Raw genomic sequence first — 13,318 nt, 5'->3', positions numbered from 1 at the left:
GTTAACATGATGAAAACATTATCTCCTTTAAAAGCTGGCCTATTTGCCATCTTAGCAAGCTCAGCAGTATTTGCGACGACAGTCAGTGCCGAACCAAGCCAGGGCTGCGATCATCCACGGAGTGAGTTCCACAAACACGGCGACCGTATGGGCCATGACGGTATGCACAGAATGTTTGAAGGTTTGGATTTAACCGATGCACAAAAGGCTGATATTAAGAAACTGTTCGCCGAGCAACGTGCCGCCCGCAGCGATAATAGACCAACCAAGGAAGAGCGTTTAGCGCACCGCGCCGAGATGCATGCGCTGATCACTGCGGCCAACTTCGATGAGGCGCAAGCTAAGGCATTAATGAGTGCCCAGCAGGAAAAACGCCAAGCTCAAGCGATTGAACGGATGAAGATGCAGAATCAGATCTACAACCTGCTCACGCCTGAGCAACAAGCAAAATTTAAAGCGCGATTTGAAGCACAAGCTGGTAAAGAACCTCGCGGTTAAGCTTGTAAGCTGATATACAATAGAGTCATAGCTTCCCGATATAGACCCCTATGACTCAAACTTCCCAATACGATTTTTGGGTCAAACTGGCTAGTCGCGCTTCCGTGGCTACCGCTTTGACCCTTATTATTATCAAGCTATTAGCTTGGTTATATTCAGGCTCGGCCAGTATGCTGGCGTCCTTAACGGACTCCTTTGCTGATGCGCTCGCCTCGATCATCAACTTTATCGCCATTCGTTATGCTATCGTTCCTGCCGACCATGACCACAGATACGGCCACGGTAAGGCCGAGCCGTTAGCGTCGCTGGCACAATCGGCCTTTATCATGGGCTCGGCATTCCTGCTGCTGTTTTATGGCGGAGAACGCTTACTCAATCCTGCTCCCGTTGAATATGCCACCTTAGGTGTGGTGGTGTCTGTCGTTGCTATCGTGCTGACATTGGCGTTAGTGGCGTTACAAAAGCGGGCGCTGGCGGCAACCAAGAGCACAGTGGTTGAAGCCGATTCGTTGCACTACAAGTCGGATTTATTCCTCAATGGCGCCGTGTTACTCGCACTCCTTTTGTCCCAGTATGGCTGGTGGTGGGCCGATGGGGTCTTTGCCGTGCTTATTGCCTGCTACATAGGTCAACAGGCCTTTGATTTAGGTTACCGCTCTATTCAAGCACTGCTCGACCGTGAGTTGGATGAAGAGACGCGTCAGCAAATTAAGCAAATCGCCAAGCAAGATCCTAGAGTGCAAGGACTACATGATTTACGTACGCGCCAAGCGGGTAAAACCATCTTTATTCAATTTCATTTGGAGTTGGATGGTAATTTGAGCCTGAACGAAGCCCACAGCATTGCCGATACCACGGGGCTGAGGGTAAAGGCCGCCTTTGAAGATGCCGAGGTGATTATTCACCAAGATCCTGTGCAGGTGGAACCCAGTTTAGTGGTTTAGCCCTCAACCAAACAACCAAAGGAATGGTTATGTCATGGATACAGCAGCAGGTTCATCCCTTGGCCGAACAGACTCGGCTGATCTGTCGTTATCATAAATTATCGACCCGCTTCGAGTTGATTGCCGAACATGCCCCCGCCGCGAGCGCGGGGCCTGATTCAAAACTCCCTGATCCGTATTTAGTCAATCCTCCTACGGGCGTTTGGAGCGAGCTTATCCTGCGCCAATCTTTATATTATTTGCCGAGAACGATCCCATTCAATATCGCGCAGCGGGGCTACCGACTGCATATTTGGCCCTTGTTGATGTGGCGCAGCCGTGTGACATGCGCGCAGTCAGGAAAGGTCATGATTATTGAATGCCTTGATGAACGAAAACGCCGTTCGATAATTCGTTGGTGTTATTTTGGCATCATGAATTTATTGCGAATAGTAAGTTAATACTTATTGTTTAATATTGAGTATTTCATTTAATACTTATTGTTTAATATTGAGTATTTCATTTAATACTTATTGTTTAATATTGAGTATTTCATTTAATACTTAAGTGCATCTAGTTTGTTATTGTTTAATTTAAAGCTGAATGCTTCCTGTATAAAGCGCATTTAGTTTTTACAAACTGTCACCCTTATTATTTGTTTGTTGTAATATCCGCAGCGTTTACTACTCAAGTTAACTCATTAGGAAAATATAATGAAAAAACTATCTTTAGTTGCGGTATCTTTATTATCAGCATTAGTGGCCGGCCAAGCTTCAGCGGCTGCCGATACTACTGGTTTCTATGTGGGTGGCGCACTAAACCGCGTAGCTGTGGATGTTTTTGATGATTCAGATACTGGCACAGGTTTCGGTGTTTACGGTGGTTACAACTTCAACGAGTGGTTTGGTTTAGAAGCCAATTTATTTGCGACGGCCGATTTGGGCGACAGCGATACGGATGTCACTGCGGGCGCATTAACTTTCACGCCTAAGTTTACTCTGCAAATCAATGATATGTTCTCGGCTTATGCAAAAGTTGGTGTTGCATCTATGGCTATGAATTTTGACGGTTTTGGTTTCGATGAAGATTTCACAGGCTTTGGTTGGACGTACGGCGTAGGTATTAATGCTGCCGTGACCGAGCATTTAAATGTGCGCTTTAGCTACGATGTCACCACAGGTGATTTAGATGCTGACCACAGCTATTTAAATGTGAACGATATCGACACCGATATGAAGCAACTAGCGATTGGTGTTCATTACCAGTTCTAATGATTTAGATTTAATCTAAATAATAAAAAAGGGATAGTTATATCCCTTTTTGCTTTTTAATGGATGGTTAATCCATAGACAATTCTTTGAGTTTTCGCGTTAAGGTATTTCTTCCCCAACCTAAACGTTTTGCCGCTTCTTGTTTATGCCCTTGGGTATGGCGTAATGCGGTTTCGAGCAAAATACGTTCAAAGGCCGGCTGAACCTCAGTTAATAAATCACTATTTCCCTCAGACAGTTTTTGGTCAATCCACTCTGTGAGTGCCGATTGCCAATCTTGGCTGCCTTTTGCCATAGGATTAATACTGGCGGGCTCTTTAAGTAGCTCTGGGGGTAAATCCTGGGGCAGGATTTCTTGCCCTGAGGCCATAACCGTGAGCCAGCGACAGGTATTCTCGAGTTGTCTGACGTTTCCTGGCCAAGGCAGTTGCGATAGCTTGGCGGCGGTCTCTTTGGTGAGGATTTTTGCCTCGACACCAATCTCCTTCGCGGCGGAGGCTAAAAAGTGGGTTGCCAATTGGGGAATATCCTCACGACGTTGTGACAGCGGCGGCAAGTGGACGCGGATAACATTGAGCCGATGGAATAGGTCTTCCCTAAATCCCCCTTTGAGTACGAGTTGTTCCAGATCTTGGTGAGTAGCGGCAATAATGCGCACATCCACTTGGACGGCGCTATGACCGCCGACTCGATAAAATTGCCCATCGGCGAGCACCCGCAGCAGGCGGGTTTGCACGTCCAGCGGCATATCGCCTATTTCATCTAAAAACAGGGTGCCGCCATTGGCTTGCTCGAAGCGTCCTTGGCGCACGTTTGCCGCGCCGGTGAAGGCGCCTTTTTCATGGCCGAAGAGTTCTGATTCGATTAAGTCTTTGGGAATTGCAGCCATATTCAAGGCGATAAAGGGCTTATCCTTACGTGGGCTGTGTTTGTGTAATGCGCCTGCAACCAGCTCTTTACCTGTACCCGATTGGCCGTTGATCAGCACGCTGATTGAGGAGCGTGATAATCGGCCGATGGCGCGAAATACCTCCTGCATGGCGGGCGCTTCGCCTATGATTTCGGGCGTTTTTACTTGCGTCTCCTGCGCCGCAGGTGCGGGGCTTTGCTCGGTCGCATGGGTTAGGGCGCGCTCGACTAAGGAAATCGCCTCATCAATATCGAAGGGCTTGGGTAAATACTCAAATGCCCCCGCCTGATAGGCGCTGACGGCACTGTCTAAATCCGAATGCGCAGTCATGATGATGACGGGAATATGCGGGTAGTGGATTTGTAGCCTTTCTAACAGGGTTAAGCCATCGGTGCCCGGCATACGAATATCTGAGACTATGACCCGTGGCTGGGAAATCTCTAATGCTTGCCAAAGTGATTCGGCCGCGGCAAAGCTGGCGGTGCTGAGTTTCGCGCCTTGTAGCGCCTTTTCGAGCACCCAACGTATCGAACTGTCATCGTCGAGGATCCACACTTGTTCACTCATTCGCATTTTGCTTCCTCATACGGTATGTGTTGGTTTGTCTTGATTATTTGGCGCTTAAAATCGGTAACGAAATGATAAATTCGGTATGCCCAGGGCTGGATACACAATCGATTCTGCCCGAGTGTAATCTGGCAATGTTATGGGCAATCGATAGGCCGAGTCCCGAACCTTGCTCACGACTGGTGACCATGGGATAAAACAGCGTGTCCATCAGCTCTGGTGGTATACCTGGACCATTGTCGATAATGGACAGGGTCAGCACGAGCTTGTGGCGCTGCGAACCGATAGTGACCTGATGTTGCGTGCGGGTGCGGATCAGGATTTCGCCCCCTGTATGCTCAAGGGCTTGCACCGCATTTTGCAAAATATTCAGCACGGCTTGTTGCATTTGGTCGGGATCCATCTCGATATCGGGAATCGAGGGGTCGTAGTCGCGCTTTAGCTGAATATTGGCGGGCAGAGCCATTTCCACCAGTTTATAGACCTTCTGCACCACTTGATGAATGTTGTGCAGGCTATGTTGGGTTGGTCGCTGCGGGCCGAGCAATCTGTCCACTAGGCTGCGCAGGCGGTCGGCCTGCTCAATGATCAGATTGGTAAATTCCTTTTGTGCCGGATCCTCTAATTCCCGCGAGAGCAATTGTGCCGCGCCACGCAGGCCACCCAAGGGATTTTTGATCTCGTGGGCCAAATTTCGCACGAGGAATTGCGCCGCCTGTTGCTGGGCATCTTGGCTGAGTTGCTGGTGGATCCGGCGTTGTTGGTCCACCTGTCTCAGTTCAAGTAGGCTCAATTGCGCTTCATCTTCGAGCGGGATCAGTGTTAGGTCGACGGTATGATGCTGGGCATCTAAGGTCACTAAGGTCGCCGTGTTAACTGTGAGGCCTTGGCCTGCTTTCACTGCATCACTCAGTAATTGGGCATCAACGCCAAGGACTTGATAATGCTCCGGCAGGGCTTGCTCGACTAACCTATGGCTACCGACACCTAATAGCTGCTCTGCTGCGGCGTTGGCATAACAAGGCTTAAGATCCTTATCGATGACAAGTACCGCGGTGACTAAATGATTAAGCAGAGTCTCTTTATCCATCTACCGTTCCTGAAAATGGGGTTGCACCATTATGTTGCACCGATTTGGTGCGGGCTGCAACTCGACTTCATCAAACGGCTAGATTGAATAAAAACGACCTAATCAATTGTTATTAAATGGTTTAATTGGATTTCGGTTGTTTTTTCGGGACTGGATTCATCGCCGCTTGATGAAGAAATATCTTTCGTGGAGAGCTAGATGCAAAGATTTTGCCGTTTTGAGTCATGGCATCGACAACAATGGTATGTTCACCTCGGTCGATGTTCTTAAGTTGGAAGATGCCACCCACTTGAGGCTGGCCGACCGTTTGACCGTCGAGTTTTAGTGCCATCAGATACTGGCTTTTGATCTCCGGGGTGACAGTGGCCGTGACCTGAAAGTCGCCGTTATTGTCTCTCACTGTTTCCTCTTCTTCTGGGGAGGTGATGACGACTTGATACTGGATTTGTTGGATCACTTGCGAGTCATCCGCGTCATTTTTTACGGGGGGAAGTGCAATTTGATTGAGGGTTTTCTCTTTTAACTCAACAACCTCGGCATTGGGATGCGGCTCATCTGAGTAATGGACTTTTCCATCCTTATCGACCCATTTGTACACTGTTGCCTGAGCGAACAGGCTGAGCAGCAATAAGCTGATGAGGGTGAATGCACGCATGCGAAAGTCCTTTTGCCTTGGAGATGAAGTTCTACAAGATTAGTCGTTTTTTCACCAAAAATCATGGTGTTTATTCAGCTCGGTTGAGGTTTAGCGTAGGAATAATCGCGGGATTGATTTTATGCCTTCAAATTTGTGGAGCGCGTGGTTCTAGCGGCAAATATCTTGTGGAGTGAAGGTGAGAGCGGTTTGGATGTTGAGGCGCAGGCGAGTTTGCCTCTTTTAGGGGAGTGTCAACGCACCACTATGGTGCGTTGACGACAGTAACGAAAGCTTAGAGCGCCAGGGTTAAAATATCGCGGCTCATAGCGGGATCGATATTGCCATGTTCGCCTAGGGCAACCATGCCATGCTGCTCAAGCTGAGTGACGACAGCATCGACAGCTTCTTTACCTAAATCGTAGGCAGATAAGTGGGTTGCAATGCCCATGGATTCGAAGAAGGCTTGAGTTTTCGCAATCGCAGCCTCAATACGTTCATCTTCCGAGCCAGTGTTGATGCGCCACACTCTGTCAGCAAACTGCAGTAGCTTTTCGCGCTTAGCGGCTTTGGTGCAGCGTAATAATGCTGGCAATACAATGGCTAAGGTGCGGGCATGGTCAATATCATATAAGGCCGTTAGCTCATGGCCGATCATGTGTGTTGCCCAGTCGTGCGGTACACCCGTCGCAATAGTGCCATTGAGTGCCATAGTCGCGACCCACATCAAGTTAGCGCGGATATCGTAATCTTCTGGCTGTGTGAGTGCCTGTGGCCCTAGTTCAATCAAAATTTGCAGCAAGCCTTCGGCGAATCTGTCCTGCACCGCAGCATTGACTGGGTAGGTGAGGTACTGCTCTGTGATATGCACAAAGGCATCGACCACACCGTTCGCCACTTGTCTTTCTGGCAGGGTGAAGGTCTTCGTTGGGTCGAGGATTGAGAATTGCGGATAAACCAAGTCGTTACGGAACGGCAGTTTAGCTTTCAAAGACTTACGGGTCACTACGCTGGCGTTGTTCATCTCTGAACCCGTCGCAGGCAAGGTTAATACCGAGCCAAATGGCATGGCTTTAGTCACATTCGCGCCCCAGTTGGTGAGGATATCCCAAGGCTCGCCTTCAAATACCGCTGCCGCCGCAACAAATTTAGTTCCATCGATCACAGAACCGCCGCCGACGGCGAGTAAAAAGTCGATGTTTAATTCACGAACTTGCTCGACAGCCTGCATCAGGGTTTCGTAGGTTGGGTTAGGTTCGATTCCCTCAAACTCGACCACGAAACGATTTCCAAGCGCTTGTTTTACTTCGGCTAAGGTGCCTGTTCTTCTGGCACTGCTGCCGCCAAATAACGCCATGACTCTGGCATCGCGAGGCACTAAGGTGTCGATTTCAGCGATGGTGTTTTTACCAAAGTGGATTCGGGTTGGGTTGTAGTAGGCGAAATTGAACATACTGCTATGTGTCCTATGGTTGGAAAATGATTTTAGTAGACCAGTCGTCTAGATTTGTTTGGCTACTAAATGATAAATCAAGCCGATGAGGCGATATTTCATTGTTCATTAACGGGTTGCGGATTAATTGGTGTGCCAGTGTTGTTGGCATTAACCCATGGTTTTGGTCTTTAAAATAGATTCGGTCATTGCAAGGGCGCGCTCTAAAGCTGCGCGGCTGTGGCCGAGTTTATTCATCAAACTGGCACCGAGCCACATGTGATACAACAACTCTGCTGTTACCTGGGCATCCTGTTCACAGATGGATTTATCGGCAATCCCCACTTGAATGCACTGGGTTAAGCGCTCAATGATCCCTGCTGACCCCTTTAAAAGCACAAGGCGCATGGCCTCAGAGAGATCGGCCACCTCTGCACTTAACTTAACGACTAGGCATTTTTGATCGACACAGCCGTCCTGCTGCACGTGCAACCACCTTTGCCAGTATTGCATTTGGCGCTCAAAGCCAGAGAGTTGAGTCTCGTTAAACAGGCAATCAAGCTCAGCTTGGTATTGCTCGAAATACCCCGCTAACAAGGCCTCACCGAATTGCTCTTTGGATTTAAAATAATGATAAAACGAGCCTTTAGGGACTTGGGCGGCCTTGAGTAATTGGGCTAAGCCTAGGCACGAAAAGCCTTGTTTGAGGATCAGTGAGTATCCAACGTCGAGAATATGCTGACGCGTCGATTGGGTTTCAGTTTTCATGGCGAAGGATCATAAAGTATATTAGACCAGTCGTCTAGTGGTCTGGTTTGCATCAACACTAAAGCGCTAACGATTAAGGAATGCCTAAGCTGGTTAAGCATTCCTCAGCAAGGGTCTTACTGGTAGCTACAGCAATACTCGGCTATTGCATTGTTGCGGATTTTAAAGCTGACGTTGGCCGCGAGCTCAAATTGACTGCCTTCGCTAAAGGTTTGCCAGGTTGTGTTATTTGGCAGTAACACCTCGAAACTGCCGCTGGTAACCTGCATGATTTCCCCTTGAGAGGTGGAAAACTCATATTCTCCAGGGAGGACCACGCCTAAGGTCTTTTTGCTGCCATCGCTGAAAAATACACTGCGGCTGGCAACTTTACCCTCAAAGTAAATATTGGCTTTTTTCGCGACTGAGACTTGCTCGATTAACTCCATGTTACGCTCCCATTTGTGCAGATGTGAATTTGTATTCAATTTGATGTGATTTTTATTCTTGCGTCAATGTGAAAATTTTCATCGTCAACGTTATGTATCACTTAACAACGCTATTTCTATTGCCTCTTATACATTTCAATGAAATATGCATAAAAGCGCCTGAGCAAGGTTAATGGTTATTTAATTAGCGAGTTGCGTACTGAATAAAAAAATGGCCTCACTTGGTTGAGGTTTCAATCTTCACCTATAGTTTTAACGGTAGTTGTTTTGCCAGTAATTATGGAATCTTGGGTGCGACAAGGAGTGTCTCCATGGGATTTACGCGTAAAATTCAACTGATTAGTCTGTTGATCGTTCTGTTACCTCTGATCCTATCGACAGCGATAGTGACCTATCTTGCCAAAAATGAGTTATTTGCAGAGGCTCAATCCCGTTTGGTGGCCGTTCGCGAGATTAAACAGCGGCAGATCAACGGTATGTTTCAAGATTTCTCAGATAACTTACAGTCCGTTAGCGCGGTGATTGCCAGCCAGCCGAATCTAGAAACCTTGAGCGATTTAGACTCAACGCTCAAATCCCTCAACAAACTGCTGGGTTTTTACGATCTGTTTATCATCTCCGATGATGGCACGGTTTTTTATACTGTGGCGAAAGAGCCTGATTACGGAACCAATCTGCGTACTGGGCCCTATCGTTCTTCAGGGCTTGCACAACTCTTCGATAAGGCACTTACGACATCGGACACTGTGTTTTTACAGGATTTTTCTGCCTATGCACCATCAAACGGACAAGCGGCCGCCTTTATTGGCCAAGGCATTCAATACCATGGGCAGCATATTGTGGTGGCGGCACAGGTTTCTATAGAGCGGATCAACCGCGTGATGCAGATCCGCGAAGGGATGGGGGATTCGGGGGAAACCTATCTCATCGGCCCTGATAATCGAATGCGTTCTGACTCTTTTCTTGACCCCATCAATCTCACCGTATCTGCCTCCTTTGCAGGCTCGGTCGCTAAAAATGGGGTCGATACTCTGGCGGTGGCAGCTGCGTTAGCTGGTAAAGAGGGGGTTATGCAGGTTTATGATTACAATCATAATCTTGTTCTCTCAGCCTACTCGCCTGTCATTGAAATGGGGCTCAAATGGGGCTTAATGGCCGAGATTGATGTGAGTGAAATTGCCGCGCCTGCCTACCATATGATGTATATCGGGCTGATGGTGTGTGCCTTGTCTGTGGTGCTGGCGATCGCGGCGGCAAAACTCGTGACCAGCTTTGTGCTTAAACCTCTGGGCGGTGAGCCCGAGGATATGTGCCATTTGACTAGCCTTATCGCCTCTGGGGACTTAACCCATAGTCTCTCCCACGGCCATGCTGATAATCATTTAATGAGCTGGCTGGCGAGGATGCAGACCAAATTAAAGGAAATTATTAGCCAATTGGTGGGGATGGGCCACGAGCTAGAGTCTGCCGCGGAGCAAAATTCTGCGGCTATGTGTCAGGCCGATTGCAGCATTCAATTGCAGGCGAAAGAGACAGATATGTTGGCCACGGCCGTAGAGGAAATGAGTTATGCCGCCGCCGAAATCAGTACCAATACACTGAAATCCTCCGACGAGGTGGCCTCTTGTACTCAATCGAGTGGCATTCTTTCACAAAATCTTGCGAGTACTCGCCAAAGCTTACAGGTGACGCTAGCAAGTTTTGCCGCCATTCATCAGCAGGTCGGAAATCTTGAGGCAGATAGCCAGAAAATCGGCAGCGTTCTGGATGTGATTAATGCGATTGCCGAGCAAACCAATCTGTTAGCCCTCAATGCGGCGATTGAAGCTGCCCGAGCAGGCGAACATGGGCGTGGATTTGCGGTGGTGGCCGATGAAGTGCGGCAACTTGCGGTGAAGGTACAAGAGGCGACGCAGGATATTGGAAAGGTATTGCAGGGGATCCAGCAGCAATCGGGTGTGCTGGCGCAGCATAGCGTGACTTGTTCGTCTGAGGCATCTAAAACGGCTGAGGATGCCGAAGGCATGCAAGCGGCGGTGGATGATATTGCTATGCGGCTCGAAACACTTAAAGCCTTAATGATCCAGACGGCAACTGCCGCAGAGGAACAAACCACAGTGTCGGCGACGATAGCCCAAGGCATTGCAGGGCTCAGCGCGGCGGCGGAGGAAAATAGCGCGGCCATCAGCCAAGTGGCCGCAAGCACCCGCAGCCTGTTAGGGCTAGCAAACCAACTTGGTTTAACAACGGCTCAGTTTAAGGTCTAGGACGCAGTGCCAAGCATAGGTAAGCAATGCCGAGCATTCGTCGTTCTTGCAACTGGATGACTATTATTGCTGCGCCGTTTGTTATGCATCCGCCAGAAGGGATTATCTGGCGGATTTTTTCTTTAGGGCGACGATTAATCTTGAAAACTAACGCTTACGCCAGATTGTCATCTCTGAAATCGAATGCTGGAATTTACGCTTGGTTTCGCGGATAACGAAGGGGATTTCTTTCACCGCGACCAGTTCAAATTGGCCTATCAAGGTTTCGGTTAACCCATCTAAAGTAGTGAAGTTCTCCCCTTTGACTTTAATCCCCCCGAGCCATTTATCCTTCGGCGTGTAGTCTTCGAGCCAAGTATAGGGCGAGGCGATAACCAGATATCCTCCTTGGTTGATGCGTTGCCCAATACTGGTGAGGAAATGTTGAGGGTCGTTCAATCTATCGATTAGATTTGAGGCATAGACCAAATCGTATCCTGTGTAGATTGGTTTGAGATTACAGGCATCCCCTTGGATAAAATTGACTTTTTTGGCTTCGCCAAGGTATCCCAGTTTAGCAAGGCTGGCGCTCTTGAATTCCTGTAAGTCTCCCTCGGTGCGAATGGTGTAGCGTTTTTCACCTTGCTCGGTCAGGGCGTAAGCCTGCTGGATAAAGCGCGCCGAAAAGTCGATGCCATCCACGTGGTCGAACACTTTGGCTAACTCAAAACTGGCGCGTCCGACTGAGCAACCTATATCTAAGGCTTTGGTGGTGTGCTCAAGTTGGATCTCGTTGAGTGCCTGCTGCACCCCATTTACGCAAAAATTCGGCACACCAAAGTACTCGGCGCCATAGTGGAATTCTAAATACTGGGAAATCAGTTCATCGGTTTCGTACACATTGACCTCGGCCATCTGTTCTGGATTTTGCAGCGACTCGACGTAACGGAATCCGGCATGTTGATAAAAGTGACGCCTAAAGGCGTAGCGTGAGGCGGCAATGGCTTCATTGCCCGTTGAAATCCACGAGCCGCCCTTAATCAGATTGTGCTTGCCATCGAAGGTGGGCGTCGAAAAATCATCGTAGAGCGGATGTACAGCAAAACCATTAAAACCGTCGATAGCGGTTTCAGTCCATTGCCAGACATTGCCGACAATGTCATAAAAATCATTGTGTTTAAAGCGGTTCACCGGGCACGAAGAGGCGTAATAAGCCAGTGAGATATTGCCTGGAACTTCATGCCAATCAGGGGCATCGCTCGGTACATTTTCCCGCAAGATATACCACTCGGCCTCGGTGAGCAGGCGAATATTGCTCTGGCTTTGGCGCGCCTTCCAATTACAAAAGGCTTTAGCTTCGAGTTGATTGACTTCGACGGGCCAATTGAGCGGCAAAGGGATTTCGCTGGTGAGGTTACGTTGCCACCATTTATCATCGCGGCGACGCCAAAAGCGCGGCATTTGGGCTTGGGTATACGCCAACCAAGCTTGTCCTTCCTCATTCCAATAGTCTTGAGTTTGGTAGCCTCCCGCTTCGACAAAGGCTAGGTATTCTTGATTGCTCACTAAGTACTTTGAGGCTTTAAAGTCGGCGACTTTAAAACTCTTGTTACCGTATTCGTTATCCCAGCCATAGGTGTTGTCTTGCTCTTTTTTACCTAAGGTGATTTTTTTACCCGCCACGGCAAGCAGCTGATTGGGTTCGGCGCTACCCACATCCTGACATTCTGGCCACTGGGAATTAGCACTCACATCCTCTAATGGAAGCTGGCGAATAATGGCGGAAGAGGTCTCTAAGTGAATGCGCTCGTGTTCTATGCCCATCAAGATGACCCAAGCGGGACTGTCTTGGCTGATCGGCAGAGTGATTGGCATGGTATCAATCAGTTGATTGGCGACCTGTTTGACTTGATCCCGATAACTCTTTACCTCTGCGACACTTGGCCATTGATAGTGGGTTTCATCGAGGTCATCCCAAGACATTTCGTCCACACCAATGGCAAACATAGATTCAAAGTGATCATTCACTCGTTCATCGAGATACTTCCCCAGCTTGAGTTTATTGATGTAGAAAGTGGCAGTATGGCCAAAGTAAAAAATCAGCGGATGGCGCAGCGGTTCGGCTTTAACGTAATAAGCCTCATCGTGTTTTATCAGCTCGAAAAGGGATTCATAGAGTGCCCAAGTTTGATTGAAGTATTGTTTAAGCTCTTGACGTTTCAGCGCCTCATTCTCACCCGTAAGTTTGAGTGTTTGCAAAACTGGCATATTCGATTTCTCCATAGGGCAAGCTAGTGCCATAGTGGTGGCTATGGGTTGTCAGGCTCAATACGTGGCGAGGGTTTATTGGATCACTCTATCAACAAAATGTGGCAGTTATTGAGCTGTTTTTTCAAGCTAACAGAAACTAGGTTCTAGGTGAAACTAGAGTTGTGTTTTTGTATCCGTATGGATGACCCATTAGCGGCCATTAAAAGAGGGTTTGTAAATAAAATGTTTCATCCATGGCGCGATTCAGTTTTAATAACAGTCGTGTTTGTTATGCCGTACT

At 48.4% G+C, this 13,318-nt stretch carries 12 protein-coding genes; 5 read left to right on the top strand and 7 right to left on the bottom strand.

Annotated features, from left to right (window positions below; genetic code table 11):
- Nucleotides 1-9: 9 nt before the first annotated feature.
- The 4 genes from CF168_RS19580 to CF168_RS19565 all read left to right on the top strand — a co-directional run bounded on the left by CF168_RS19580 (nt 10) and on the right by CF168_RS19565 (nt 2,692).
- The gene (locus CF168_RS19580; protein ID WP_167373722.1) at nt 10-498 is read left to right on the top strand and encodes a Spy/CpxP family protein refolding chaperone; all 489 of its coding nucleotides are present in this window, start codon (nt 10-12) and stop codon (nt 496-498) included.
- A gap of 50 nt (nt 499-548) precedes the next feature.
- Nucleotides 549-1,442: a cation efflux pump FieF gene (gene fieF / locus CF168_RS19575; protein WP_089068721.1), complete on the top strand. Its 894-nt coding sequence runs from the start codon at nt 549-551 to the stop codon at nt 1,440-1,442.
- A gap of 29 nt (nt 1,443-1,471) precedes the next feature.
- Complete coding sequence (locus CF168_RS19570) at nt 1,472-1,882, top strand: hypothetical protein (RefSeq protein ID WP_089068720.1); 411 nt, start codon at nt 1,472-1,474, stop codon at nt 1,880-1,882.
- A 252-nt stretch (nt 1,883-2,134) separates the two neighbouring features.
- Entirely contained in the window at nt 2,135-2,692 is a 558-nt protein-coding gene (locus CF168_RS19565; RefSeq protein ID WP_089068719.1) for a porin family protein, read from the top strand.
- 67 nt (nt 2,693-2,759) lie between these two features.
- Here CF168_RS19565 and glnG read toward each other — a convergent pair whose 3' ends face one another.
- The 6 genes from glnG to CF168_RS19535 form a co-directional block, all read right to left on the bottom strand.
- Nucleotides 2,760-4,175, bottom strand: a complete 1,416-nt coding sequence (gene glnG, locus CF168_RS19560) for a nitrogen regulation protein NR(I) (protein WP_088212550.1) — start codon at nt 4,173-4,175, stop codon at nt 2,760-2,762.
- 37 nt (nt 4,176-4,212) lie between these two features.
- The gene (glnL, locus tag CF168_RS19555) at nt 4,213-5,259 is read right to left on the bottom strand and encodes a nitrogen regulation protein NR(II) (protein ID WP_086903929.1); all 1,047 of its coding nucleotides are present in this window, start codon (nt 5,257-5,259) and stop codon (nt 4,213-4,215) included.
- 121 nt (nt 5,260-5,380) lie between these two features.
- Nucleotides 5,381-5,914 carry a DUF4124 domain-containing protein gene (locus tag CF168_RS19550; protein WP_089068718.1) on the bottom strand — a complete coding sequence of 178 codons (534 nt, stop codon included), beginning with the start codon at nt 5,912-5,914 and terminating at the stop codon, nt 5,381-5,383.
- Between the two features lie 274 nt (nt 5,915-6,188).
- Entirely contained in the window at nt 6,189-7,346 is a 1,158-nt protein-coding gene (locus tag CF168_RS19545) for an iron-containing alcohol dehydrogenase (protein ID WP_089068717.1), read from the bottom strand.
- 150 nt (nt 7,347-7,496) lie between these two features.
- On the bottom strand, nt 7,497-8,093 hold the full coding sequence (locus tag CF168_RS19540; RefSeq protein WP_089068716.1) for a TetR/AcrR family transcriptional regulator: 597 nt from the start codon (nt 8,091-8,093) through the stop codon (nt 7,497-7,499).
- Nucleotides 8,094-8,209: 116 nt separating this feature from the next.
- On the bottom strand, nt 8,210-8,521 hold the full coding sequence (locus CF168_RS19535) for a pyrimidine/purine nucleoside phosphorylase (RefSeq protein ID WP_089068715.1): 312 nt from the start codon (nt 8,519-8,521) through the stop codon (nt 8,210-8,212).
- Nucleotides 8,522-8,832: 311 nt separating this feature from the next.
- Here CF168_RS19535 and CF168_RS19530 point away from each other — a divergent pair, with 311 nt between their 5' ends.
- Nucleotides 8,833-10,788 (top strand): methyl-accepting chemotaxis protein, encoded by a 1,956-nt coding sequence (locus CF168_RS19530; RefSeq protein ID WP_089068714.1) that lies wholly within the window; start codon nt 8,833-8,835, stop codon nt 10,786-10,788.
- Nucleotides 10,789-10,935: 147 nt separating this feature from the next.
- Here CF168_RS19530 and ovoA read toward each other — a convergent pair whose 3' ends face one another.
- On the bottom strand, nt 10,936-13,035 hold the full coding sequence (gene ovoA, locus CF168_RS19525) for a 5-histidylcysteine sulfoxide synthase (RefSeq protein ID WP_089068713.1): 2,100 nt from the start codon (nt 13,033-13,035) through the stop codon (nt 10,936-10,938).
- Nucleotides 13,036-13,318: the final 283 nt, after the last annotated feature.

Origin of the sequence: Shewanella bicestrii, from assembly GCF_002216875.1 — a bacterium.
Classification (GTDB): Bacteria; Pseudomonadota; Gammaproteobacteria; order Enterobacterales; family Shewanellaceae; genus Shewanella; species Shewanella seohaensis.
This window is presented reverse-complemented; position numbering and strand designations above follow the sequence as displayed.